General features: G+C 67.7%; 21 protein-coding genes, 3 tRNA genes and 2 pseudogenes. 1 reads left to right on the forward strand and 25 read right to left on the reverse strand.

Translation table 11 applies throughout. The features are described 5' to 3' along the window. Positions 1-131: 131 nt before the first annotated feature. From ACJQWM_RS02120 to ACJQWM_RS02140, 5 genes are all read right to left on the reverse strand, one after another. Complete coding sequence (locus ACJQWM_RS02120) at positions 132-1,463, reverse strand: M1 family metallopeptidase (protein WP_332706147.1); 1,332 nt, start codon at positions 1,461-1,463, stop codon at positions 132-134. A gap of 26 nt (positions 1,464-1,489) precedes the next feature. After that, entirely contained in the window at positions 1,490-1,627 is a 138-nt protein-coding gene (locus ACJQWM_RS02125; RefSeq protein WP_332706150.1) for a hypothetical protein, read from the reverse strand. Continuing rightward, the gene (locus ACJQWM_RS02130) at positions 1,624-3,867 is read right to left on the reverse strand and encodes a TonB-dependent receptor plug domain-containing protein (RefSeq protein ID WP_332706154.1); all 2,244 of its coding nucleotides are present in this window, start codon (positions 3,865-3,867) and stop codon (positions 1,624-1,626) included. Before ACJQWM_RS02130 ends, ACJQWM_RS02125 begins: the two co-directional genes overlap by 4 nt. Positions 3,868-3,994: 127 nt before the next feature. After that, the gene (locus tag ACJQWM_RS02135; protein ID WP_332706157.1) at positions 3,995-5,530 is read right to left on the reverse strand and encodes a peptidoglycan DD-metalloendopeptidase family protein; all 1,536 of its coding nucleotides are present in this window, start codon (positions 5,528-5,530) and stop codon (positions 3,995-3,997) included. Then, positions 5,527-5,904 carry a BlaI/MecI/CopY family transcriptional regulator gene (locus tag ACJQWM_RS02140; RefSeq protein ID WP_332706160.1) on the reverse strand — a complete coding sequence of 126 codons (378 nt, stop codon included), beginning with the start codon at positions 5,902-5,904 and terminating at the stop codon, positions 5,527-5,529. The genes ACJQWM_RS02135 and ACJQWM_RS02140 overlap by 4 nt, the downstream gene beginning before the upstream one ends. A 1,096-nt stretch (positions 5,905-7,000) precedes the next feature. Between ACJQWM_RS02140 and arsC the strand changes: the two genes are divergently transcribed. Continuing rightward, positions 7,001-7,351, forward strand: a complete 351-nt coding sequence (arsC, locus tag ACJQWM_RS02145; RefSeq protein ID WP_332706163.1) for an arsenate reductase (glutaredoxin) — start codon at positions 7,001-7,003, stop codon at positions 7,349-7,351. A 46-nt stretch (positions 7,352-7,397) separates the two neighbouring features. On the opposite strand, the gene ACJQWM_RS02150 is transcribed toward arsC, so the two are convergent. The 20 genes and pseudogenes from ACJQWM_RS02150 to ACJQWM_RS02245 all read right to left on the reverse strand — a co-directional run bounded on the left by ACJQWM_RS02150 (position 7,398) and on the right by ACJQWM_RS02245 (position 25,230). Then, positions 7,398-9,020, reverse strand: a complete 1,623-nt coding sequence (locus ACJQWM_RS02150) for an FMN-binding glutamate synthase family protein (RefSeq protein WP_332706166.1) — start codon at positions 9,018-9,020, stop codon at positions 7,398-7,400. A 137-nt stretch (positions 9,021-9,157) separates the two neighbouring features. After that, positions 9,158-10,387: a lytic murein transglycosylase gene (locus ACJQWM_RS02155; protein ID WP_332706169.1), complete on the reverse strand. Its 1,230-nt coding sequence runs from the start codon at positions 10,385-10,387 to the stop codon at positions 9,158-9,160. 66 nt (positions 10,388-10,453) lie between these two features. Continuing rightward, the gene (locus ACJQWM_RS02160) at positions 10,454-10,759 is read right to left on the reverse strand and encodes a hypothetical protein (protein ID WP_332706172.1); all 306 of its coding nucleotides are present in this window, start codon (positions 10,757-10,759) and stop codon (positions 10,454-10,456) included. A 270-nt stretch (positions 10,760-11,029) separates the two neighbouring features. Further along, positions 11,030-11,116 (reverse strand) — tRNA-Leu (locus ACJQWM_RS02165). Positions 11,117-11,224: 108 nt separating this feature from the next. After that, positions 11,225-11,298 (reverse strand) — tRNA-Cys (locus ACJQWM_RS02170). A gap of 136 nt (positions 11,299-11,434) precedes the next feature. Then, positions 11,435-11,510, reverse strand: a tRNA-Gly gene (locus ACJQWM_RS02175). A gap of 36 nt (positions 11,511-11,546) precedes the next feature. After that, on the reverse strand, positions 11,547-12,116 hold the full coding sequence (gene pgsA, locus ACJQWM_RS02180; protein ID WP_332706175.1) for a CDP-diacylglycerol--glycerol-3-phosphate 3-phosphatidyltransferase: 570 nt from the start codon (positions 12,114-12,116) through the stop codon (positions 11,547-11,549). Between the two features lie 71 nt (positions 12,117-12,187). Then, positions 12,188-14,065: pseudogene (uvrC, locus tag ACJQWM_RS02185) on the reverse strand (excinuclease ABC subunit UvrC); the annotation flags it as partial. A 316-nt stretch (positions 14,066-14,381) separates the two neighbouring features. Continuing rightward, positions 14,382-14,849, reverse strand: a complete 468-nt coding sequence (locus ACJQWM_RS02190; protein WP_332706190.1) for a low molecular weight protein-tyrosine-phosphatase — start codon at positions 14,847-14,849, stop codon at positions 14,382-14,384. A 4-nt stretch (positions 14,850-14,853) separates the two neighbouring features. Next, positions 14,854-15,627, reverse strand: a complete 774-nt coding sequence (kdsB, locus tag ACJQWM_RS02195) for a 3-deoxy-manno-octulosonate cytidylyltransferase (RefSeq protein ID WP_332706178.1) — start codon at positions 15,625-15,627, stop codon at positions 14,854-14,856. A 167-nt stretch (positions 15,628-15,794) separates the two neighbouring features. After that, positions 15,795-16,814 carry a tetraacyldisaccharide 4'-kinase gene (gene lpxK, locus ACJQWM_RS02200; protein WP_411306642.1) on the reverse strand — a complete coding sequence of 340 codons (1,020 nt, stop codon included), beginning with the start codon at positions 16,812-16,814 and terminating at the stop codon, positions 15,795-15,797. Between the two features lie 13 nt (positions 16,815-16,827). After that, positions 16,828-18,504, reverse strand: coding sequence for a lipid A export permease/ATP-binding protein MsbA (gene msbA / locus ACJQWM_RS02205; protein WP_411306677.1), 1,677 nt, complete (start codon positions 18,502-18,504; stop codon positions 16,828-16,830). A 68-nt stretch (positions 18,505-18,572) separates the two neighbouring features. Further along, positions 18,573-19,022: an ExbD/TolR family protein gene (locus ACJQWM_RS02210; protein WP_332703553.1), complete on the reverse strand. Its 450-nt coding sequence runs from the start codon at positions 19,020-19,022 to the stop codon at positions 18,573-18,575. 13 nt (positions 19,023-19,035) lie between these two features. Beyond that, complete coding sequence (locus tag ACJQWM_RS02215; RefSeq protein ID WP_332703555.1) at positions 19,036-19,689, reverse strand: MotA/TolQ/ExbB proton channel family protein; 654 nt, start codon at positions 19,687-19,689, stop codon at positions 19,036-19,038. Then, positions 19,583-22,106 (reverse strand): annotated as a pseudogene (locus ACJQWM_RS02220) (DNA internalization-related competence protein ComEC/Rec2); the annotation flags it as partial. The pseudogene ACJQWM_RS02220 and the gene ACJQWM_RS02215, both read right to left, overlap by 107 nt. 3 nt (positions 22,107-22,109) lie before the next feature. Beyond that, a complete protein-coding gene (lolD, locus tag ACJQWM_RS02225; RefSeq protein WP_332703559.1) occupies positions 22,110-22,850 on the reverse strand; it encodes a lipoprotein-releasing ABC transporter ATP-binding protein LolD in 741 nt (246 codons plus the stop codon). Continuing rightward, positions 22,843-24,087, reverse strand: coding sequence for a lipoprotein-releasing ABC transporter permease subunit (locus ACJQWM_RS02230; RefSeq protein ID WP_332703561.1), 1,245 nt, complete (start codon positions 24,085-24,087; stop codon positions 22,843-22,845). The genes lolD and ACJQWM_RS02230 overlap by 8 nt, the downstream gene beginning before the upstream one ends. Before the next feature lie 24 nt (positions 24,088-24,111). Next, positions 24,112-24,591, reverse strand: a complete 480-nt coding sequence (locus ACJQWM_RS02235) for a hypothetical protein (RefSeq protein ID WP_332703563.1) — start codon at positions 24,589-24,591, stop codon at positions 24,112-24,114. Beyond that, a complete protein-coding gene (locus ACJQWM_RS02240; protein ID WP_332703565.1) occupies positions 24,536-24,811 on the reverse strand; it encodes an FAD assembly factor SdhE in 276 nt (91 codons plus the stop codon). The genes ACJQWM_RS02235 and ACJQWM_RS02240 overlap by 56 nt, the downstream gene beginning before the upstream one ends. Further along, the gene (locus tag ACJQWM_RS02245) at positions 24,808-25,230 is read right to left on the reverse strand and encodes an MAPEG family protein (RefSeq protein ID WP_332703567.1); all 423 of its coding nucleotides are present in this window, start codon (positions 25,228-25,230) and stop codon (positions 24,808-24,810) included. The genes ACJQWM_RS02240 and ACJQWM_RS02245 overlap by 4 nt, the downstream gene beginning before the upstream one ends. Positions 25,231-25,293 lie beyond the last annotated feature (63 nt).

Genomic DNA, 25,293 nt, shown 5'->3' on the forward strand with positions numbered 1-25,293 from the left:
TCAAGCTAGACTCAAGGGGTTCCCCGCACCAGTCGCGCAGATCCCCGCGACGCGGGCACTGCAGGCATCACGCCCTTCATCAACCACTTGGCGACGGAGCGACAGGTTGCAGGGTCGGCGTGTACGTGTCGTTAGAGTGGCTTCAACGGACCCGTATCTAGCGGGCCGTCGATCCATCTGGCGAAAAAGTCAGTGAGGTCACGTCCAGCGGTCGCCGTCATTGCAGCCTTAAAGTCGTTGGTGTCGACCGAGCGGCCAGCATTCGCGCGCGTGTACCCGCGGATGCCGCGCCAGAAAGCGTCTTCGCCCATCTCGAGTCGGAGGAGGTGCAGCACGTAGGCGCCCTTCTGGTACACGACCGCACGGTCATCAGCGGACGGATTCGACCAGGCCGAATAGACCAGCGGATGGTCGGTGCCGGCGGCCTTCAGCTTTTCCCAGCGGGCCTTCCACTTCTCCACCTGTTCGACGTATTCCGACGCGCCGTGGCGATGCCCGAGGTACACCGCGGTCATGAACGTTGCGAAACCTTCATTGAGCCAAAAGTGACCCCAGTCCTTGCAGGTGACGGAGACGCCCCACCACTGGTGCGCGATCTCGTGGGCGATGAGCCCCTCGGCGGTTGGGTCGGCCAGTACGGTCTTTCCGTACTGCTCCGACAGCAGCGCCAATCCCGCAGCCTCCTGGCCGATCGTGCGGGTGACGAGCACCTGCGTGTAATCGCCCTCGAATTCGGTGCCGGCGCGATGCTCGAAGAAACGGATCATGTCGCCGGTGTTCGCAAACACCTGCCGGAGCTCGTCAGTGCGCAAGTCGGTGGAGAGGAAGCGCAGGCGCGTTCCCGCGGTCGCATTGCGTGCCTCGGTGTAGCGGCCGGCCGCGAAGCCGTACGTGAAGCTGGGAGCCGGCGTCGTTAGTCGCCAGCGGTGGGCGATGCGCCCATCTCCCGCGGGCTTGCGGCTCGTAGGGCGTCCTGTCGCCGCCACGACTAAGGCGGCAGGCAGCACGAGCTCGAGGTCCAGCGTCGCGCGCTCCGAGGGAGCATCGACGCTGACTAGCCATTGGCTCGCCGAAAAGATCGTGTAGATCTCGTTCCGGTCCGGATGAAACTCCAGGCCGAAACGAGGCGCCCCGTGGTAGCGCACCTGCAGCGTCGATCGACGGGTCAGACGCTCGGGCAAGGCAATCCGGAGCTTCGAGCCTTCGCGCACGAAAGGCACGGGACTGCCCTTCAGTTCGACACTGTCGATCTCCAGTTCGCCCGCGTCGAAGACGGCTTCCTTTGCGTCGCCGGCGAAGGCGATGGACACGACGCCCCGAACCGTGCGGGTGGCCAGATCAGGCTCGACGCGAGCCCGATAGTGCTCCACATCGATCACCGGCTCATCTGCGGTGGCGGCGAACGGCGCGAACCCGGCCGCTATGGCGAGCAGGTACGAGCAGGTGCGCCATCCGCTGCTCATCAAGCCGTGGCCACAGGTCGAAACATTCACGACAGCGCGATGCGTGCTGCAATCGTGGCGAAGCGCAGCATGAATGACGCATCGCTTCTAGGCAGAAGTTCGCCATAAGGTTCGACGCCCGCCTGGCCTCTGCCGCCCAGCACCCGCGCCGATGGACGATTCACAGCTGCATTTCCCACGCCAGTCGGAATCTTGGATGCGACGTCCTGTTGCGTTCCATGGTGAGCCGCCCTTGATCTGTCTGGTACGTGACGATGCTCGCGTCGTCGCGCGATAATGCATCGGCCACGCTGATGCGCAGAGTCGATCGTGGCGAAATCCGTCTGCGCATATACAGATCAAGATCCCGCTGCGGTGACGATCGCCGGACTTCAAAAGCGTTCGCTTGGATGGCGCCGCCGCTGCGGTAGCCGAAGCTACCACCTGCCGACCACGGCCCGCCACCTGTCCAGTCTGCTGCCGCCGTCGCGACCAAGGCAGGCTGGCCCGGAATTCTGTCGTCCGGTCCGGGAACGCCGTCGATCGACGACCAGTGGCGCCCCGCACTGAACCGGAGTTCGAGATCCGGTGCCTCGGGCCACCATCTGCGCAACGGCGATCGCGCTTCGAACTCGACGCCAAGCACTCGCGCGCGCCCGCCGTTGACGGGCGTGCTGACCCAGCGCCCGTGTATCTGCCGTGTTTCGTCCAGGATCAGGTGATCGATGTCCTTGGCGTACATACCGATGCTGACGAGTGCGTTCTTGTCCCAGAACCGTTCATAGGTCAGGTCGAGCCCCAGCGCCAGCTCGGGACGTAATCCGGGATTCCCGCGATGGTCCGGGTTGAGCGGTCGGTTGTTCGTTGAGGTGAAGGGTCGTGCACTCAGCTGGCGTGGGCTTGGGGCGCGGTAGGTGCGCCCAAGGCCGACGCGCAGTCGGTCGTCAGCCGCGCTCGGCGGCTTCCACAGGGACTGCACGATGGGCGAGAAAATGGACCAGGCGGCCTGCGAATGGGCGGTTCCGCTTCCCTCGGCCATGGTGTCGATTCGTTCCCATCGGCCACCCAGGTAGAGCGCCCAGCCGGGCAGCACGCTCCAGTCGTCCTGCACGAAGGCCGCCACCCGTCTGACTCGTGTATCAAACGACAGATCGCTGACGGCGCGCGGCTTGTCCCCAAATGCCGCGAGAGTCTGGGTGCGCTGCTCGTATCGTCGATCGTCGCTTGCCTCCCAGCCCAGCTCGATGGTGTGAGCCCCACGGCGAGGAAACGCATGCTTCCCATTGCTCGCAATGTTGGCGACGCGCAGCCGGGCGTCGGTGACGTCGTCGAGGTTCAGCGCATTCTCCAAGTCAAAGCCTCGCTCGCGGAACCGGAACCGTTCGTGATTTCCACCAACGCTGACCTTGGCAGTCAGTGTTCCAGCGTGTTCGAAGGGCTGCGTCCAAGTAGCGTCCGTCCGCAGCTGGACGACGTCGATGCCGGTGAACTGGCTATATCGCACATGCTCCAGTCCTTCTCCCATCTGCGTATCCCAACGGATGTTGGTGTGCTTGTCGTACGAGCTGGCATCGAAGAACACGTTGAGGGCGGCTGACGCACCGCTGACCAGGGTGCGGTTTACACCCGACGACAACGCGAGATTGTCGCGGTGCCCCTCTACGTGCAGCGCAGTCGAGCGCAGGAGGTTCCTTTCGCCGGCAGGCCCGACCCCGGTTTCGGTGCCGGCTTCCTCTATCAGGAACTCGCGACGGCCCGCCGCAATTGCCAGCCGATGGCCGCCGTATTCAGCGCGCCTGGAGCGCGCCCAGCTGACCGTAGGCTGCCACTGTCCATTGTTTGATCCAAGTCCGAGTGCCAGTTCCTCGGTGTCCGTTCTTGCGGACTTTGCCAGGATGATGTTGATCGTGCCTGCGATCGCCTCGCCCCGCAGATCCGCGGTGGTAGTGCGCAGGATGTCCACACGCTCTACCAGCGTGGGCGACAGAGCGCCGATGTCGAACCCGGCCGGTGCTGGCTGCCCATCAAGCAGGATCTGTGTGTAGCCCCCTCCGAGTCCGCGCAGCGATATCGCCCCGCCACCGCCGGGCGCACCCTCGCTGACGACGACGCCGGGTTGGCGCTTGAGGGCATCGGCCAGGCGGGTATCGCCGAACCGCGTCAACTGGGCACGATCGACCGTGGTACGGGCGGCGGTGTCCTCCTTGCGTGCGTCGTAGCGCTCGCCTGTGACTTTGACCGCGTCGAGGGTGGCGGTATCGTCCTTTGGTTGCTGCGGTGGATCCGTCGGCGCGATTGCAGGACTAGCCGCTGTGGCGTGGCAGAGTGGCGCCACGCTGGTGAAGACCAGGAGCGGCAGCAGGAGCGCTGAAAAGCGACTGCATGTACGGGCACGACTATGTGGCGCGTAGTACTGATCTGGCATGGGAGAGTCCGTCCGGTAAATCCCGCCCGGTGACGGGCAAAAGGAGAGCGTCACGCCGCCGAGGGGGCGCGAACTTTGGTCAATCAATCGGCTTGTGCGGCAGGAATGCCGCGCGCGGTTTACCCGCTCATCGCAACAAAGGTCGCGGATCGACGCGCTGACCGTTGAGCAGCAACTCCATATGCAGGTGCGGCCCGGTCACCTTGCCTGTGGTGCCTACTCGACCAATCCGCTCTCCCGTGGCGACGCGATCGCCCACGGAGACGTCGAATCGCGCGAGATGTGCATACAACGTCTGCCACCCGCCGCCGTGATCGAGTACGACCACCGTGCCGTACTCGGGGGAGTCCTGATACAAAGTGGTCGCCGCCACGACCAGGCCCGCCGCTGGAGCGTGGACTGCGGTCCCCGAGCGTCCACGGAAATCCACTCCGCGGTGTGGCCGGGTGCGGCCGCCAACCTCACCAAAAACACCGGTGATTTCCGGGTCTTCGAGCGGGTAGTGGAACGTTGGCTCGGAAGCAGGCGTTGACGTTAAAGCCACAGTTGCGTGGCTCGGAACAGGGTTACGGCGTCGGTCTGTCGCCAAGCCTGCCAGCGCGGGTCCGGCCTGTTCGATCGTGACTGAGCTACGTCCGGGGGCCGCCACGCCGAACTGGGTTGCCGCGAGTACCGTTCCGGTCATCAGCGCGGTCCCGGCCAGCATGACGCGGACTGCGAAACGCGGAGTGCCTCGCGGATCGCCCTGGAGCATGTGGCGAATGCGGAGCTCATGAATGTCGATCTCCGCCGACGAGAACGCCGCTGAGGCTGCCATTGGTCTTTGGGTGGCCAGACGAAGGGTGCCCACGTACGCTTCCGCGCACGCGCGCCGCGCATGGGGCTCGCCCGCGATCGCCTTCGCGTCGCAGCAGAGCTCTGCAGCCAGCTGCATCCGCTGAGCGATACGTGCAAGGAATGGATTGAACCAGAACACGGTCCGGATAAGTCGAATTGCCGCGGCGAGCTGCGGGTCTCGGGCAGCCAGATGGGCCGCCTCGTGACGTAACACCGTCCGGAGCTGGGCGTCCGACAGGTGGGCTGCGACCGCGGCGGGTATCAGGATCGCCGGCCGCGGCCAGCACACTGCAAACGGACTGACGGGTGCTTCGATTGATCGGGCCGCAATTCCGCGACGTGCAAGCCGGCGAACTTCATGACGGCTCAGCGGCCCGAGCTGCGAGGAATCGAGTGACGAGCTTTCCTGCACGAGCCCGTGTACCGACCACACACCGCTAAGCCATCTGTACGTGCTGAGACCTGCCCCGGACAAATAGGCAAGCAGCAGCGACGACTTCAGTCCCGTATTTGACAACTCAGAAGCAGAGCCTTCTGCAGGCGCATCCACCAGGGCCGTAGACCAAGCGGCGAGATCGCCGACGGCGTCGCCCAATGGCAGGGCCATTGGCAGCGAACCGCTGCCTTCCACCCACAGCCACTGCAACGCCATGGCGATGCACGGCGGGATTACCGCGACGGCCCCTATCGTGATCCAGTAGCTGCGAGAGGCATCCGAGATGCGCAAGAAAGCGTGGACGTGCCGTCCGATCGTCCAGGCAAGGGCTCCGACCAGAAGACACGCAACGATATTTAAGACCCAAGGCCCGAGCGCCGGCAAATTCATGGCTGTTCGTCCGCTTCCGGCGACTGCAATAGCGCTTCAAGCTGCTCGATTTCCCGCTCGCTCAAGAGGCGGCTGTCGGCAAACGCCTGGACAGGCAGCGGACCCTCGATTTCGAGCACGCGCCGGGTAAAGTCCCGGCTCAACTCGGCAATCGTTGCAACTTTCCCCACTTGCGCCCGATAGACGTTCAGTCCGTGGTGTTTGGATTCCCCGACGAGTCCTTTCTCCACCATGCGCTCCAATGTCTTCCGCGTGGACGAATAGGACCAGTCCAATGCACTGGCCACGCCCTCATGCAGTTCGCGGGCACTGCACACCTCGTGCCGCCATAGGCACTTGAGCAACTCCAGCTCAGGGTTAGAGAGTCGAGTCATTTGCTAGCCGGTTTGAACATGTGTCGCAACAGTACGACACATGTCGCATACATGCAACCGGAAACGGTTGCCGGCGCGTAGGGACGTCAATGTCCGCTTTGGGTCGGAAGCTGCCCATCGCCCCAGCCCCCTTCCGCTCAATAGCGGACGATCAGTCTAGCGGGCGTCAGCGCCGCTCAACGCCCGAAACTGCACCGCCGTATCAACCCGCCACGTAAGCTTGAAGTCCCGTCTGGGCTTGAAAGGCTCCTAAGTCACCGCCGAGCAGCGGGTGCGCCGCCATGAGCAACGCGGCCTAACCAAGTTCTTATCTCTCCCAACCGCCATCGCAGCCGACGCACGCCCGGAACGGGTCTCGGCATGCCTGCGACTCGGCGCTGCTGAATCGTGACCGGGGCCAATCCCGTCATAGCAGCTACCTCATGCGGGCCAATCCACACGTGGTCGGGCAACAGTGAGAGGCTCACAAGTAGCTCGTAATCTCGCATCAGGTTCTCCTGGGTGGGAGAGGACACTGCGACAGAGACCTTTGCAGCTGTGGGGAGATTTCGTCAATTCCGTGAATCGACCTCGCAGGGTTCACCAGTCAACACGTCTCCGCAGTCCCTCGCGACCGTCCCGAGAGATTGTCTTACCAGCCCTCGGCAGCTAGCGCTGGCCGTTAGACCTGAGGGGTCCTGGATCTGCCCGAACCGCGTCCGCTGAGGTGTACTTTCATGCAATGATTGGCCAGAACCACTGTGGCGCACGAGAGTTGAAGTGGCGGATTCTTGCCACAAATTTGCCACAATGCGCTTCGCGTTTGAGCTAAGGTGAGCTAAGCTCGGCTAACGCAACATGCTGATTTTCAAGCTCTATTTCGTAACCTTTTGAACAACAACGGCATTGGCACGGGTTCACACGGCAAGGGTCGCAGGTTCGAACCCTGCACCGCCCACCAGGCTGCAAGCGATCAGTGGAACCCGGCTCAGGCCGGGTTTTTTGTAGGAGCGCCCCATGCCCATGGGAGCATGGGCGCGATGGAGTCCGGACAACCGCGCCTGTTTCCGGTGGGCGGTCGCGCCCATGGGGCGCTCCTACAAGTGGAGACGAATCGATGACCTCAACCCGGCTGTACCACAATCCGCGGTGCTCGAAATCGCGTGCCGCGCTGGCGCTGCTGCGCGAGCGCGGGATCGAGCCGGAACTCATTGCCTATCTCGACGCACCGCCGTCGATCGCCGAGCTGCGCGAGCTGGTGGAGCGGCTCCAGCTGCCGGCACGCGCGCTGCTGCGGACCGGCGAGGAGCCCTACGCCACGCTGGGACTGGCCGATGAATCATTGGGCGACGCTGCACTGATCGCCGCGATGCATGCGCATCCACGCCTGATCGAGCGGCCGGTGTTCGTGCACGCCGGCCGTGCGGTGATCGGGCGGCCGCCCGAGCGCGTGCTGGAGCTGCTTTAGCGGCTATTGCGCCCCTGGAAAGCAAGGCCGGGAGAAAGGCCGGCGGCTAGATCACCTTGCTGTCGCGCATCGCCCGCACATTGTCCGGCGGCGCGAACGAGTCGCTGCGCGAGACCGCCCAGAAAGCCTTGAACACCGCGTGCTCGGGCACGTGGCTGAGCAGTTCGCCGGGCTTGAGGAAACGGTACAGCGCGGCCATCGAGCGCACTTCGGTGGGCGACACGCGACGCAGGATGTGCTCAGGCCCGACCTGCCGCGGATGCTCCAGGCCGGCCGCGCACAGCAGGTCGCGCAGCGCGCGCAACGTGTTCTGGTGATAGTTGAAGACGCGGTCCGATTTGTCGACCACGTCCAGTTGCTTCCAGCGCTTGGGGTCCTGCGTGGCCACGCCGGTCGGGCAGTGGTCGGTGTGGCAGGTCTGGGCCTGGATGCAGCCGACCGCGAACATGTAGCCGCGGCCCGAGTTGCACCAGTCCGCCCCCATGGCCATGGTGCGGGCGATGTCGAACGCACTGGTGATGCGGCCGGCGGCGGCCAGGTGCACGCGATCGCGCAGGCCGAGTCCGACCAGCGTGTTGTGCACCAGCATCAGGGCCTCGTGCATCGGCACGCCCACGTGGTCGATGAATTCCGCCGGCGATGCGCCGGTGCCGCCCTCGGCCCCGTCCACCACGATGAAGTCCGGCAACACGCCGGTCTCGTGCATGGCCTTGGCGATGCCGAACCACTCCCACGGATGGCCGATCGCCAGCTTGAAGCCGGTCGGTTTTCCGCCCGAGAGCCGGCGCAGGCGTGCGACGAACTCCAGCAGCCCGCAGGGATTGTTGAACTCGCCGTGTTGCGCCGGTGACACGCACTCCACCCATGGCGGCACGCCGCGCGTCAGCGCGATCTCCGGGGTCACCTTCGGCGCCGGCAACACGCCGCCGTGGCCGGGCTTGGCGCCCTGGGAAAGCTTGATCTCGATCATCTTGACCTGGGGGTCGGTGGCGTTCTCGACGAAACGCTCCTCGCTGAAGCGCCCGTCGTCATCGCGGCAGCCGAAGTAGCCGGAGCCGATTTCCCAGACCAGGTCGCCGCCGTGCTCGCGGTGGTACGGCGAGATCGAACCCTCGCCGGTGTCGTGATAAAAACCGCCGCGCTTCGCGCCCTTGTTCATCGCGCGGAGAGCGTTGGCCGACAGCGAGCCGAAGCTCATCGCCGAGATGTTGAACACGCTGGCCGAGTACGGCTGCGCCTGCTCCTCGCCGACCACGAGGCGGAAATCATGCGGGCCGTGGAGCGCCGGGATCATCGAATGGTTGATCCACTCGTAATCGACGCCGTAGACATCGTGCAGCGTGCCGAACGGACGCGTGTCGATGACCGACTTGGAGCGCTGGTAGACCAGTGCCCGCTGCTGGCGCGAGAACGGCGTCTCGGCGGTGTCGGCCTCGATGAAGTACTGGCGCATCTCCGGGCCGATGGATTCCAGCCCATAGCGGAAATGCGCGAGGATCGGATAGTTGCGTCGCAGCGTGCTGCGCTTCTGCAGCAGGTCGCAGGTACCGACCACCGCCAGCGCGCCGGACAGCACCACCGCCCACCACCACGCCGGATTGAACAGCGCCAGCGTCAGGGCAGCGAGCGTGAGGATCAGGCTCAGGATGTAGACGGTGTATCGCGCCATGCAGGTTCCGGTAAATCCAGCAGCGAATGAGGATACCGGGTCGGCAATTACGATGATGTTGAACCGGTCGGGTGGTCGTAGAGCCGGGCTTGCTCGGTTGCCTTTGTTTTTTCTCCTTCCCCTTGAAGGGGAGGGCCTCAATGAGTCGTGCGGGACTCCACGTGCGCGCCACCAACGTCAGCGCGCAGTTCCTCCAACACCCGCCGCCCGGCCCGGCCATCGGCCGGGGTGATTCCCAGGCGCTGCTTCTCCTGCTCGATCGCCGCGCGCGAAGCCGCACCGATGATGCCGTCGACCTGCCCGATGTCGTGACCGCGGGCTAGCAACATCGCCTGCAGCTCGCGCCGGTCCTGCCGTGACAGCCCCGGATCGGATGTGGGCCATGCGGTGGCGAAACCGCCCTGCCCGCGCAGGCGATCGGACAGGTGCGCGATCGCCAACGCATAGCTCTCCGCGGCGTTGTAGGAATAGATGGCATCGAAGTTCTTGAAGACGAGGAAAGCCGGCCCCTCGCGCCCCGCCGGCAGCAGCAGTGCCGTCGGGGTGGAGGCCGGCAGATCGATCTGGTCGCCATCGATGCGCGTGATCCCGTGCTGTCGCCAGTAGCTCAGCGGCCGTCGGCTGGTGCGCCCCGACACCCGCGTGCCGAGGTCGTCCGGCAACCGCACCTCCAAACCCCAAGGCTCGCCGCTGCGCCAGCCCGAGCGTTCCAGGTAACGGGCAGTGGAGGCCAGCGCGTCGGGGATGCTGCCGACCAGGTCGCGGCGGCCGTCGCCGTCGAAATCCACCGCGATGCGCCGATAGGTCGACGGCATGAACTGGGTGTGCCCGAACGCGCCGGCCCACGAGCCCACCAGCGCGTCCGCGGCGATGTCGCCGGACTGCACGATCCGCAGCGTCTCAATGAGTTCGCCGCGGAAGAACGACTGGCGCCGCCCCATGCAAGACAACGTGGTCAGCGACGTCAACAGTGGCCGCTTGCCGAAGGTGTTGCCGAAGTCGCTCTCCACGCCCCACACCGCGACCACCGTTTCCGGCTCCACCCCGTATTCGGCCTCGACCCGGGCGAGCGTGTCCGCGTGGCGTCGCAGCATGTCGCGGCCGTCGTCGACGCGTTCCTGATCGACCAGGCCGGCGAGGTAGCCCCAGATCGGGGTGGTGAACTCCGGTTGCGCATCGAGCAGTTCCAGCACCGATTCGTCAGGCGTCACCGGGCGGACATGGGTGTCGAAAGTCGCCGCGTCGATGCCTTCCGACAGCGCGTGCGCGCGCAGGCGGTCCAGGCACTGGTCGAACGTGGGTGCCGAGGCCGATGTGTGCGCCGGGGCCGACAACATCAATGCGAGCAGCAGCTTGTTCAAGGTCATCGCAGGCGAATTTCCATTGGGGAGAGAGGTCCAACCCGTTCGCGTGCGCGCTGTCCGTGCCGAAGATCAGATCCGAGGCCCTCTCGGCTCAGGTTCGCGGACGGGGGCCGCGCGATCGCCGCCCTTGGCCGGCACGTCGCGAGCGGCCGCGCCACCGGGACGATCGACGCGGGCCGGCTTGGTCGTGGCGGCCCCTTTCCGCTGCTCGACAGCACTGCCCCGCGATGCCTCCGGATCGGCCGCCGTGACCGTCAGGCCCACCGACATCGTGGCGGAACGTCGCACCTGGCCCGCATGCGCGGACAACGCCAGCGCAGCGAGCAACAGGCCGATCTGACAGGCATAACGATGCAACGCGCTGCGACGGTCCACGACAGTTCCTCCGATCGCGAACGATGGGTCTGCCGAACGAGTTGTTCGGCGACAGCGTTGCGCCATGGCGGTGATGTGGATGTCAATGGAGCGATGCGTCCAGACGAGAACGCACGAGCGGCAGGCAGCGCTTGTCTCCTTCCCCTTCAAGGGGAAGGCCTGGATGGGAATGGGGTTGACTTTGCTGTTGCGCGCCGAGGCGCCAACCCATCCCCACCCAACCCTCCTCTTGAAGTGGAGGGCTTCAAAGCGGGAAGCACGCGGCGACTGTGGTGCCCGGAGCCGGAATCGAACCGGCACGGCCGTGAGGCCGGCAGATTTTAAGTCTGCTGCGTCTACCGATTTCGCCATCCGGGCACTGAAACCGCGCGCGTGCCTAGCTTACGGCACGCGCGACCGGTCCCGGAATGGCCGGGGCGCGGCATGCGCGCACAAAAAAAGCCCCGCCGTAGCGGGGCTTCAAACTGGAGGCCGAGGTCGGAATTGAACCGGCGTACGCGGATTTGCAGTCCGCTGCATAACCACTCTGCCACCCGGCCGGTGACTTGCACGCTCAAGAATACCGCGTGCGACGGATGCACGGAACATCCGTGCTGCACCCAATCGGATGCGACCGCCTGAAAAAAACAAAACCCCGGCGAGCGGGGCTTTGACTGAGAGATCAACCCTCAAAACTGGAGCGGGAAACGAGACTCGAACTCGCGACCCCGACCTTGGCAAGGTCGTGCTCTACCAACTGAGCTATTCCCGCTGAGGAGCCGCCATTTTAGGCATGGAAGCCATTGTGTCAACTCCTATTTCCGTCCTCGCGCAGCGTCGGCCAGGCGGCATGCAGGTAGGCCAGGCCGGACCACAGCGTCAACAGCGCGGCGGCCGCCAGCAGCCACTCGCCGATCACGAAGATCGGCAGTCCGATGAATGGGTCCTGATACAGCAGGAAGATCAGCGCGAGCATCTGCACGATGGTCTTGATCTTGCCGATCGAGGCCACCTTGACCTTGGCGCGCTGGCCCAGCTCGGCCATCCATTCGCGCAGCGCCGACACCGCGATTTCGCGGCCGATGATCACCGCCGCCCACAGGGTCATCCAGATGGTGGGATGCTTCTGCACGATCAGCATCAGCGCGACGGCGACCATCAGCTTGTCGGCGACCGGGTCGAGGAAGGCGCCGAATGCGGAGAACTGGTTCCAGCGCCGCGCAATCCAGCCATCGAGCCAGTCGGTGATCGAGGCGAATGCGAAGATCGACGCGGCCGCGATGTTGGTCCACTTGAACGGCAGAAAAAAGACCAGCACCAGCACCGGGATCAGCACGATCCGCAGCAGGGTCAACATGGTCGGAACCGTCAACTTCATTGCTCGCTCCGCGAATCGCTCTTGGGTGCAGGCGTGGCAGCTGCCGAGGCAGGTCCATCCACGTCGCGTCCTTCCACGGCGCGCCCGACCACTTCCAGTCCGTGCAGGGTCGCATAGATGCGCTCGGCGAGCGCGTCGTTGACGCCATCGACCCGTGCGATCTCCTCGACCCCCGCCCCCTTGAGCCCGCCCAGTCCGCCAAAGTGCCGCAACAGGTTGGAGCGCCGGCGCGGGCCGATGCCGGGGATATCCTCCAGGCGGCTGCTGCTGCGGGTTTTCTGGCGGCGCCCGCGATGGCCGGTGATCGCGAAGCGGTGGGCCTCGTCGCGCACCTGCTGGATCAGCTGCAGCGCCGGCGATTCCGCGCCCGGCCGCACACAGCGGCTTGGCTTTCCATCGACGCCGGGCAGCAGCAGTTCCTCGTCGCCGGGACGCCGGGCGGGCCCCTTGGCGACGCCGACCAACGCCACGTTTTCGATCCCGAGCTCTTCCAGAACGGCACGGGCCTGCGCGACCTGACCGGCGCCGCCGTCGATCAGCAGCACGTCGGGCAGCACGCCCTGCTTGCCACCGGCGCGCTCGTCCACCGCGCGCTTGAACCGGCGCCCGATCGCCTGGTGCATGGCGGCGTAGTCGTCGCCCGGCTCGATCCCGGTGATGTTGTAGCGGCGGTACTGGCCGCGCACCGGGCCTTCGGCGTCGAACACCACGCATGAGGCCACCGTGGCCTCACCCATGGTGTGGCTGATGTCGAAGCACTCGATCCGCGATGGCAGCGCGGCCATGCCGAGCAGCTCGCGCAGCCCGTCTGCACGGGCGTGCTGGGCGGCATGGCTGGTGCGTTCGCTGGCCAGCGCGAGCTCGGCGTTGCGCCGGGCCATTTCGACGTAGCCGGCACGTTCGCTGCGCACGCTGGACCGGATCTGCACACGACGCTCGCCGGCGGCCGACAGCGCATGTTCGATCAGTTCGCGATCGGGGATGTCGCGATCGAGCACGATCTCCTTCGGCGGGAGCTGCTCGCCGTAGTACTGCGAGACAAAGGCCGCCAGCACCTCGGCCGGGTTGTCGCTGCCGTTGGTCCGGGGGAAGAAGGCGCGGGTGCCGAGGTTGCGGCCGTCGCGGAAGGCCAGCAGCAGCACGCAGGCTGCTGCGCCCTGCATCGCCACGGCGAGCACGTCCAGGTCGGCGGCGCGCCCATCGACATACTGCCGCGCCTGCAGGCTGCGGATCGAAGTCAGCAGGTCACGCAGGCGCGCGGCCTCCTCGAAGTCGAGCCGCTCGCTGGCCGCTTCCATGCCGCGGCCGAGCTGGTCGGTGAGCTCATCGCTGCGGCCGTCCAGGAACAGACACGCGCGGCGGACGTTCTCGGCATATTCGCGCGCCGGCACTAGGCCGACGCAGGGCGCAGTGCAGCGCCCGATCTGGTGTTGCAGGCAGGGCCGCGAACGGTTGCGGAACACGCTGTCCTCGCAACTGCGCAGCTTGAACAGCTTGTGCATCAGGTTGAGCGTCTCGCGCACCGCGCCGACGCTGGCGTACGGGCCGAAGTAGCGCCCCGGCGTCGCGCGCGGGCCGCGGTGCATGGCGATGCGCGGCCAAGGCTCGTTGGTCAGCAGCACGTAGGGGTAACTCTTGTCGTCGCGCAGCAGCACGTTGTAGCGCGGCTTCAGCGACTTGATGAGTTCGTTCTCCAGGATCAGCGCCTCGGACTCGGTGCGGGTGACCGTGACCTCCATGCGCGCGACCTGGTTCAGCATCGTGGTGATGCGCGCGGATTTGGGCGTGGCATTGAAGTAGCTGCCGACCCGGTTCTTCAGCGCGCTGGCCTTGCCGACGTAGAGCACGCCGTCATCGCTGCCGATCATGCGGTACACGCCCGGCGCGGTGCTGAGGCCGCGGGCAAACGCCCTGCCGTCGAATACCGGCGGCTTTTTCGCCCCGCTCACCACCCTGCCCCCGATCCCGCTGCCCAGACCGCGACCGGGGCGCAGACAGGGCCGCACGGGCGCTTGCGCCAGAGCGCAACCGGAGCGGAGTACTGGAACGCATCAGGCGTGCGGAACGCGACCATCGACGGCGAAAACATCGGCTCAGGAATGGGGCCGATTATGCGGCAGCGCAAGTGCGGGCGCGCTGTTGCGGGCGTGCTGCTGCGCGCGTGCTGTTGTAGGAGCGGCTTCAGCCGCGATCTGACGCGGGGTGCGTGCGCCGGTTTACCAATCGCGGCTGAAGCCGCTCCTACAAAAAAACCCCGTGCGCAGGTCAGGATTCGCGCTGCAGGCGTGCCACTACGCCGTCGGCGGCGCGCTCGAGCAGCCGCCAGACGTGCTCGAACTGCTCCGGACCGCCGGTGTAGGGGTCCGGGATTTCGCCGCCGCGCTCGACCCCGGCCCATTCCAGCAGCAACGCGGCCTTGTCGCCGGCGCCGGACGGTGCGAGCGCCCGCGCATTGGCCAGATTGCTGCGGTCGGCGCACAGCAGCCAGTCGAAGCGCTCGAAATCGCCGCGCGTCAGCTGACGGCCGCGCAAACCGCTGATGTCGATGCCGTGCCCGGCGGCACTGGCGATCGCCCGCGCATCCGGGCAGCAGTCGACGTGCCAGTCGCCGGTGCCGGCCGAATCCAGCTCGACCCGCCCGGCCAGCGGCGAGTCCTCGATGCGCGCGCGCAGCACGCCCTCGGCCATCGGCGAGCGGCAGATGTTGCCGAGACAGACGACCAGCAGTCGCAGCGGTTCAGCCATGCGCGGCCAGCCGTGCTTCGGCGCGGGCGAGGTCATCGGGCGTATCGACACCCGGCGGGAACGGCTCGGGCGTCATTGCCACGGCAATTCGATGCCCGGCTTCGAGTGCGCGCAATTGCTCCAGCGACTCGACCCGCTCGAGCCGGCCGGCCGGCAGCGATGCGAAATGCTTGAGGAAGCCGGCGCGATAGCCGTAGATGCCGATGTGGCGCAGCCAGTGATCGCCCTCAGGCAGTCTCCCGCGGTCCTGCGCGAACGCGTCGCGCGGCCACGGCAGAGGCGCGCGGCTGAAATACAGCGCATCGCCGTCGGCCGCGACGACCAGCTTCACGGTGTTGGGATCGAACAGCGCTTGCGTGGTCTCGATCGGGGCGGCCAGCGTCGCCATGTCCGCGCCGCTGTCGCGCAGCAGCGCCGCTACCGCATTGATCCCCGCGGCCGGGGCGAAAGGTTCGTCGCCCTGCAGGTTGACCACCAGGGTGTCATCGGCCCAACCCGCGATGGCGGCGCATTCGGCCAACCGGTCGGTGCCCGACAGGTGCCCGGGTGAGGTCATCGCCACGCGCACGCCGGCACCGGACAGGGCCTCGGCGATCCGTTCATCGTCGGCGGCGACCCAGACCTCACGCGCGCCGGCGGCGAGCGCGCGCCGCGCGACATGCAGCACCAGCGGCTCGCCGGCCAGCAGGCGCAGCGGTTTGCCGGGCAGGCGGGAGGCGGCGAAGCGTGCGGGGATGGCGACGATGAAGTCGGGTGGCGGGGTCATGGCGGTGATTCTGGCATGAAGGGCGCGCAGCCGGTCCAGCGGCGGTGTCCAGAATGGAGGGTCGGCTAGAGCCGGGCTTGCGCGGCTTTGTTCTTACTTGAGAGTCTCGTTGTTGCCGTGGGGTGCAGCGGAGCAAGCTCCGCTCTACGGCACTCGGGCCGGCAGCATCAGCGGCGGCCCAGCCGGTCCAGCAGCGATATCCAGAACGCTTCGGGCAATTCGGCGCGTACCGGCACGCTGTAGTGCAGGTCGGTGACGAACTCGCTGCACTTGACCGCGTCCTTCTCGGTCATCAGCACCGGCAGGCGGCTGCCGAACTCGAAGTCCGATGCGCTGTAGCGGTGATGGTCGGAGAAGGCGTGCGGCACCACCGCGATGTCGAGCTTGCGCAACATCGCGAAGAACCGCTCGGGGTCGCCGATACCGGCGACGGCGTGCACCCGGTGGCCGGCGAACGACGCCAGCGCGCGCGGGCGGCCGCCGGCGAGCGGCAGTGCGCGGTCGGCGAGCAGGCGCATCGGCCATTCGCCGAAGCCCGACTCCATCGGGTGCGCGCCGCCGCCGTTGATGACGCGGAAGTCGCAGCGCGTGCCGCGTTCGGGCAGCTCGCGCAAGGGCCCGGCGGGCAGCAGTTGGCCGTTGCCGTAGCGGCGGCGGCCGTCGACCACCTCGATCTCGACATCGCGCGCCAGCCGGTAGTGCTGCAGGCCGTCGTCGCAGATCACCACGTCGCAGCCGGCGCGGGCCAGCTCACGGGCGGCGGCGGCGCGGTCGCGGGCGGCGCGCAGCCGGACCCCGGTGCGGCGCGCGATCAGCACCGGCTCGTCGCCACCGATGGCCGGCGCGGTATCAGCTTCCACCCACACCGCCACGCGCGCATCGTCGCGGCCGTAGCCGCGGCTGGCGACGCCGGGATTCCAGCCTTCGCTGCGCAGGCGCTCGACCAGCGCGATCGTCAGCGGGGTCTTTCCAGCGCCGCCGGCGGTGATGTTGCCGACCACCACCACCGGCACGCCGGGGTGCACGCTGCGCAGCACATGCAGCCGATACAGCCGCCGGCGCAGCGAGGTGATGCCGGCGTACAGCGCCGACAGCAGTCGCGCGTGCAGCGGCACCGGCGCGTCGCCGTACCAGTAGCGCGGCGCCTGCCCGCGCGGGCTCGCCCGCGGCGTCACATGCTGCTTCACCGCGGGTGCTCGTTCATGGCGCCTCGCGGAACTGCATGCGGTGCAGGTGCGCGTACAGCCCGCCCTGCGCCAGCAGCTCGGCGTGGTTGCCGCGCTCGACGATGCGGCCGTCGTCGAGCACCAGCACCTGGTCGGCGTGCTCGATGGTCGACAGCCGGTGCGCGATCACCAGCGTGGTGCGGTCGGGCATCAGCCGCTCCAGCGCGTCCTGCACCAGCCGTTCGGACTCGGTGTCGAGCGCGGCGGTGGCCTCGTCCAGGATCAGGATCGGCGCGTCCTTGAGCATCGCGCGGGCGATAGCCAGGCGCTGGCGCTGCCCACCCGACAGCCGCCCGCCCTTGCTGCCGATGCTGGTGTCCACGCCCTCGGGCAGACGCTCGACGAACTCCATCGCGTTGGCGCCGCGCACCGCGCGATCGAGCCCGTCCGGCGGTGCCTGTTCGAGCTCGCCGTAGGCCACGTTGGCCGCCACAGTGCCATCGAACAGCATCACCTGCTGGCCGACCAGCGCGATCTGCCGGCGCAGGTCGGCCAGGGGATAGTCCTGGATCGGATGGCCGTCGAGCAGGATCGCGCCGGACTCGGCTTCATAGAACCGCGGGATCAGCTTGATCAGGGTCGATTTGCCGCTGCCGGAGCGACCGATGATCGCGGTGACGGTGCCGGGCCTGGCGGTGAAGCTGATGTCGCTCAGCGCGGCGTGGTTCTGATCGGGATAGCGCGCGCCGACATTGCGGAACTCGATCACGCCTTCGGCCCGCGTCAGCGGCCGGGTGCCGGTATCGGCCTCGTCGGCCGCATCGAGCACCGCGAACAGCCGGTCGGCCGAAGCGACGCCTCGCTGCAGCATGCCCTGCACGTTGGTCAGTTGCTTGAGCGCGGGGATGATCGCCATCATCGCCAGCATCAACACCACGAAGCCGCCCGCATCGAGTCGCCCGGCCAGCGCCTCGCGCCCGGCGAAGAACAGCAGGATGGCCAGCCCGATCGAGCCCATCAGCTGCACCAGCGCCGAGGAAATGCTGCGGGTCGCCTCGACCTTCAGGCTCAGCTTGAGGTGGTGGTTGGCCTGGGCGGTGTAGCGGTCCATCTCGGTGGCCTGCGCGCCGTAGATCTTGACCTCCTGCTGGCCCGACAGCGCCTGGTCGGCCGACTGCATCAGCTGCGCCCCACTCTCCTGGATCCTGTGGCTGATCCGGCGGTAGCGGCGGCCGACCTTGTCCATCACCCAGGCCAGCGGCGGCGCCAGCAGCAGGATCGCGATGGTCACCTGCCAGCTGGTCCAGAGCATCACGCCGATGCCGACCAGCACCTGCAGCGCCTGTTGCACCATCACCTTCAGCGCGTCGATGGCGGCCGACGCGACCTGGTCGCTGTCGGAGCCGAGCTTGATCAGCATCGATGGCACAGGCTCGGTGTCGAAACGCAGGCCCGGCAGGCGCAGGTACTTGGCCAGCACCTGCACCCGCAGGTCGCGCGAGATGCCGCGGCCGGACTTGGCCATGTGGATGTCGGCGACGTAGCCGGCGATGCCGCGGATCATGAACAGCCCGACGATCGCCAACGGCAGCAGCAGGCTCAATTCGGAGTCGCGGCTGATGAAGGTCTCGTTGATCACCGGCTCCATGAGCTTGGTGAACGCACCGCCGGCGAGGGCCTCCACCAGCATGCCCACGCCCGCCAGCGCCATCAGGCCGCGGTAGCGCCGGGCGAACCCGAGCAACCGGCGGTAGGTCTGCCACGGCGTGCCGCGATCGGTCACGGCGCGCTGCCGCCGGTCGATACGTCGCGCGCCACGTCCGGCGCGGTCGCGATCATCACGTGCCGGAAGCCGACCTGGCCGAGCGCATCGTAGGCCCTCACCACCGCCTGGTGCGGGGTGCGGGCGTCGGCGCGCAGCAGCACCGGGCGGTCGCGGTCGTTGCCGGCGACCTCGTTCAGGGTGGCCTTGAGCGAATCCAGGTCATCGCGCAGCACCTCGCGATCGCCGACGAAGTAGCGCCCGTCGGCGTTGACCAGCACGCTGAGCGCGCCGCTGCTGTCGCCGGCGGGCTCGCCGGTCGCGCGCGGCAGCTCGAGCCGCAGGACCGAGCGCGAATCGAAGGTGGTGGTGACCACGAAGAAGATGATCAGGATCAGGATCACGTCGATCAACGGGATCAGGTTGATGTCCGGCTCATCGTCGGCGCGGTGGTCGCGGATGCGCATGCTCGCGGCGGCCTCAGTCGAGGTTCGCGGCGGTGGCCGAGCCGGTGCTGGGCACGCGCGCGGCATGGCGCGGCTCCAGCGTGTCGAGCAGCAGCATCGCCTCGTGCTCCATCGCGACGATGTACTCGGCGATCCGGCCGCGGAACCAGCGATGCGCCATCAACGCGGGGATCGCCACGATCATGCCGGTGGCGGTGCACACCAGTGCCTTGCCGATGCCGCCGGCGAGCTGGTTGGCATCGCCCAGGCCCTGGTCGCCGATGGTCAGGAACATCTGGATCATGCCGACCACGGTGCCGAACAGACCCAGCAGCGGGCCGGACGCGGCGATCGTGCCGAGCGAGTTGAGGTAGCGCTCCATGCGGTGCACGAGGTGGCGGCCGACATCCTCGATGCGCTCGCGGACCAGCTCGCGCGGACGATGGCGTACGTCGAGTGCGGCCGCCAGCAGCGAGCCCAGCGGCGAGGTATTGCGCAGCGACTCGATATGCGTCGGATCGAGCCTCCCGCGGCTGGCCCAGGCACGGACCTCCTCGCCCAGTTCGGGCGGCAGCACCGAGCGGCGCCGCAGCGTCCAGGCGCGTTCGAGGATGATCGCCAGGGCGACGATCGTCAGCAGCAACAGCGGGATCATCGGCCAACCGCCGGCCTTGACCAGTTCCAGCACGCGCGAACCTCCGGCTCATGGCCGTTTCGGAGAAGGGAGTCTCACTGGGGCCGATAGGATAGCCCAGTGGCGCCCTGCTCCCAGCGCGCCTGAGCGTCCCATGGCCGCGCGTGTGTTGCGCGTCGCGTTTCGACCTGAACGCCGTTGGCGCGCAGGTCCACGCGTAGCGCCCCGCCGACCGCAGTGTCGTGGACGCTGGCGCCGGCCTGCCGCCAGCGCTCCAGCACCTCGGGCTTGGGATGGCCGAAGCGGTTGCCGTGGCCGGAGGCGACCAGCGCGTGGCGCGCGCCGGTGGCCGCCACGAATGCCGGATCGGACGAACCGGCGCTGCCGTGGTGCGCAACCAGCACCACCTCGGCGCGCAGCGCATCGGGGTCGCGACGCACCAGGTCGCGCTCGATCACCTCGCCGATGTCACCGGTCAGCAGCGCCACGCCATGCGCGGTTTCGATCCGGAGCACGCAACTGGCGTCATTGCGCAGGTATGGAAAGTGCGGCGGCGGGTGCAGGAAGCGGAACTCCACCCCGTCCCAGTTCCAGGCCTCCCCGGCAACGCAGGCCGCCGCCTCGATGCCCGAACCCTCCGGCGCATCCACCGCCGGCACCGGGAAACGCCGGCGGACCGCCTCGAAGCCGCCGGCGTGGTCGTTGTCGGCATGGCTGACCACCGCCCGGTCGAGCCGGCGCACACCGAGCGCATGCAGGGCCGGTATTACCGCGCGCTCGCCGGCATCGAAGCCGTTTCGCACCGCCGGACCCATGTCGTAGAGCAACGTGTGGCCGGCCGTGCGCACCACCACCGACAAACCCTGCCCCACGTCGATCACGGTCAGGTCGGCCGCACCAAAGCGCGGCAGGTCCCGCGCCGGCCACAACAACGGCAACCACAGCAGCAGCGCCAGCGGCCGTCCCGGGAGGCCGCGCGGCAACAGCAACCAGAACGCGCCGATCAGCGCCAGCGGCAACGCGAACCAGCGCGGCTCCGGCAACCACCACACCGCCAGGCCGGTTGCCGCCAGCCATTCGAACAGCGGCCAGCTCAGATCGAAACACCATGCTGCCGCGCCCCACGCCCAAGCACCCCAGCCAGCCTGCAGGCTGTCCAGGGCGGTGCCAATCAGCGACAGCGGCACCACCACCAGGCTCCACCATGGCACCGCCACCAGGTTGGCGAACGGCCCGGCGGTCGACGCCTGGCCGAACAGGATCACTGTCAAGGGCAGCAGGCCCAGGGTGGCGACCCCCTGCGCCGACAGGAAGTCGCGCAGCGGCCGTCGCTGGAAGTCCGGCAGGCACCAGACCAGCCAGGCCACGCCGGCGAAGCTCAGCCAGAAGCCGGCCATCAGCACCGATAGCGGATCGACCAGCAGCACCGCAATCGCGGCCAGCGCCAGCGCATCGGGAATCCGCAGCGGCCGCCGCTGCCAGCGCGTGGCCGCCACCACCGCGATCATCAGCACGGTGCGCACGGTCGGCAACGCGAATCCGGCGATAGCCGAGTAGAGCGCGGCGCCGGCCAGTCCGGCCATTGCCGCGGCAATCGGCCGCGGGCACCAGCGCCCGAGCGCCGGAAACAGCCACCACACCCCGCCCCACGCCAGTGCGGCAAAGCCCGCGACCAGGCCGACGTGGAAACCGGAGATCGCGATCAGGTGGGTCAAGCCGTTGGCGCGCAGTAGCTCCCAGTCTTCGTCGGTGAGCGCACGGGTGTCGCCGAGTGCCAGCGCACGCACGAACCGCGCCGACGGCGAGGCGGTGATCGCCGCGTCGATGCGCCCGGACATCCGCTCGCGCCAGGCATTCAAACCCCGGGCCGGCGCCAGCAGTTGCGCCGTGTCCGGCGCCTTCACGTAGCCGCTGGCGGCCACCCGCCGTGCCAGCGCGTGCCGCTCGCTGTCGAAACCGCCGGGATTGCGCAGCCCACGCGGTGCACTCAGGCGGGCAGTCAAGGACCAACGCTGTCCAGCACGCAGCTCATGGCGTGCGGTGTCCGTTCCGTCCCAACCGTCGTACCACGACAGGCTCAGCGTCCGGCCGCGCAACGCTGCGGGATGCTCGGCAGCGGAAAGCCCGGCCCCGCGATCTACCCGGAACGTGAAACGGGTGCGCCGCAGTTGGTGGTCGGGCAGGTCGACGATGCGCCCACTGATGGTGAAATCGCCCTTCTCGAGCTCGACCGGCAGCTGCAGCGAGAGCGCATGGCCTGCATGCAGCCACGCCAGACCGATTCCCAGCACCAGCGCACCAAACGCGCGCCAGCGGGGCATCCGCCACCAGGCCCACGTCCCCGCGCCGGCGATCAGCGCCGCGATCGGCCACGGCGGCAGCACCGGAAACCAGAGCGCGATGGCCACGCCTGCCAGCAACGACAGGGCGACGCTGATACCGAACGGCGGCGTCCCTGCCGCGTCGCTCATGGCCTACACCTCGTCCGGGGGCAGTTCCCGCAGCTTGCCGCTGTGCAGCTCCAGCACGCGGTCCAGGCGTCGTGCGAGGCGGCGATCGTGGGTCACCAGCACCAGGCTGGTGCCGTGCTCGCGGTTGAGCGCGAGCATCAGCTCGAACACGGTCGCGGCGGTCTTCTCGTCGAGATTGCCGGTGGGCTCGTCGCCGAGCACGCAGGCCGGTTGATTCACCAGCGCACGCGCCACCGCCGCACGCTGACGCTCGCCGCCGGACAACTCGCCGGGCTTGTGCTCCAGGCGATGGCCCAGCCCGACCGATTCGAGCAGCGCCTGTGCCCGGCGCGAGGCATCGGCCACCGACGTGCCGTTCAACAGCACCGGCAGCATCACGTTCTCGAGCGCGGTGAATTCGGGCAGCAGATGGTGGAACTGGTAAACGAAGCCGAGCGCCCGATTGCGCAGCGTGCCGCGGGCGGCATCGGACAATCCGCTCATCTTCTGGCCGCTGACGAAGACCTCGCCGGCGGTAGGCGTGTCGAGCCCGCCGAGCAGATGCAGCAAGGTGCTCTTGCCGGCGCCGGACACGCCGAGGATCGCGACGGTCTCACCCTTGCGCACCGACAACTCGAGCCCGTCGAACACCGGCGTACGCAGCTTGCCCTCGGCATAGACCATGCCGAGGTTTTCGCACTGGATCACGACCTCGGCGTTGGCCGAGTCCCGAGTCCCGAGTCCCGAGTCCCGATGCTTACTCATAACGCAACGCCTCCGCCGGTGCGGTGCGGGCCGCGCGCCACGCCGGGTACAGCGTCGCGAAGAACGCCATGACCAGCGCGACGACCGCGATGGCGACCACGTCGCCGCTACGCAGGTCGGTCGGCAGGCCGGTGATGTAGTACACATCTCTCGGCAGCACCACCACGCCGAACAGCGACTCGATGCCGAGCAAAATGTGCTCCAGGTTCAGTGTCAGCACGATCCCGCCGATCACCCCCAGCAGCGTGCCGAACACGCCGATCAAGGTGCCCTGCACCATGAACACCTGCATCACCGCACGCGGGGTGAGCCCGAGCGTGCGCAGGATGGCGATGTCGGCCTGCTTGTCGGTCACCAGCATCACCTGCGAGCTGACCAGGTTGAAGGCGCCCATCGCGATGATCAGCGACAGCAGGATCGCCATGATCGCCTTCTCGATCTTGAGTGCCTGGAACATGTTGGCGTTCTCGCGGGTCCAGTCGCTGACCTGGTACGGGCCCTCGAGCGCCAGCGCCAGGTCGCGCGCGACCTCCCAGGACAGATCCATGTCGTGCAGCCGCAGGCGCACGCCGGTTACCCCGTCGCCGATCCGCAGCAGGCGCTGCATGTCGCTCATGTTGGCGAACGCGAACCCCTTGTCGAATTCGTTGTAGCCGACCTCGAACATCCCGCTGACGGTGAAGCGCTTGAGTTGCGGCAATGCTCCGATCGGCGAGCCCCGCGTTTCGGCCAGCATCATCACCACGTCGTCGCCGATGCCGACGCCGAGCCACAGCGCCAGTTCCTTGCCGAGCACGATGTTGAAGCTGCCCGGCGTCAGCGAAGCCAGCTCGCCCTGCACCATCTTGTCGGCCAGTACCGACACCCGGGCCTCGTCCTGCGGCACCACGCCGCGCACGAACGCCGGCTGCTGCCGCGCACCTGACAGCAACGCTTCCTTTTCCACGTACGGCGCGGCGCCAGCCACGCGCGGATCGGCCAGTGCCTGCTCGACCGCCTGCGGCCAGTCGGCCAGCGGTTCGCCGTAGGCGCTGACGGTGGCGTGCGCGGCCATCTGCAGCATTCGGTCACGGATCTCGCGCTGGAACCCGCTCATCACCGCCAGCGTGGTGATCAGCGCCGCCACGCCCAGCGCGATGCCGAGGATCGAGGCCAGCGAGATGAAGGAGATGAAACCATTGCGGCGTTTCGCGCGCAGGTAGCGCAGGCCGATGGCGACGGGGATGGGCTTGAACATGCGGGACCGGCCGGAGCGAAGCGGCTATGTTGCCATCGAACCGGGCGGCCGCGAAGGCGGCCGCGCGGGAATTGCCAGTCGGAGTTCACGCCGCTGCGCGGCCGCCAGGGTATCGGGCCACCAGACCAGGCGCTGGCAATGCCCGTCGGCATCGGTCCAACGGGCGAATGCGAGCGGGCCGCGCCAGGCCACCGTGAATTCGGCCACGCCGATATCGTCGATCGTCGTGCGCGCGCCGTCGTCGGCTATCACCAGCTGGCGCACGGGTCTGCGCGCCTCCTGCCATGCCAGCCAGATGCCGTAGCCGAGCGCCGCCGACGCCAGCGGCCACGCGAGCACGGCGGGCAGGTCCGAGTGCGCCAGCGCAATCGCGGCCAGCACGCCGAGCGCGCCCAGCGCGGCGATGAGCAGGCGCGACGGGCGCCATTCCAGCCGGCCAGCGAACGCCTTATTCTCCGGGCGGCAGGTTGCGGATGTACCCGACGAGTTGCGCGAGGTCGGCATCGGACGGAGTCTCGTGGCCCATGAACCAGTACCAGAGCTTATCGTCCTCGGTGTCCAGCAGCCGTAGGAAAACGCCGCGCTCGGCCCCGGGGCTTTGCCGCCAGCGGCGGTCCAGATAGCGGCACAGCAACTGGTCGAGCTCGCGCATGCCGCGCCGGCAGCGCCAGCGCAGCCGACGCAGTTCGGCCTCGTCGGCCTCGCCCTCGCCCGCGTCCGTCATCCCTTCAGCAGGCCCAGCGCCAGGTAGCCCCATAGGATCCACAGCACGAAGCCGCCGAGTGCGTACGACATGAAGCGGTGCATGACCTTGTTGTAGGTGCAGTGGATCGCGCTGTGCAGCACCCGCAGCGCTACGAACAGCCACGCCAGCACCAGCGTGACCTCGGTGGCCAGCTCGGTGATGGCCGCGACCACGAGCGCGAGGTAGAACAGCACCGGCAGCTCGAACAGGTTGCGGAAGTTGTCGGCGGCACGGCTGTCGGTCAGCAGCGCCGTCGATTGGGCGGAACTGGCGACCGCCTGCGGATGGATGCGGTCGCGCTTCATCTGGCCGACGCGGGTGAAATACATCCGCCACCAGACGAAGAAGGTCAGCACCGCCATTGCCAGCGCGGGAAGAAAGATGGCCGTGGGATTCATTCGACGCTCCGGATAGGTGATGTCAGGCGGCTGCTGGCACCGATGGCGTATTGCATCGGCTGC

Origin of the sequence: Novilysobacter longmucuonensis, from assembly GCF_046600735.1 — a bacterium.
Lineage (GTDB): Bacteria > Pseudomonadota > Gammaproteobacteria > Xanthomonadales > Xanthomonadaceae > Novilysobacter_A > Novilysobacter_A longmucuonensis.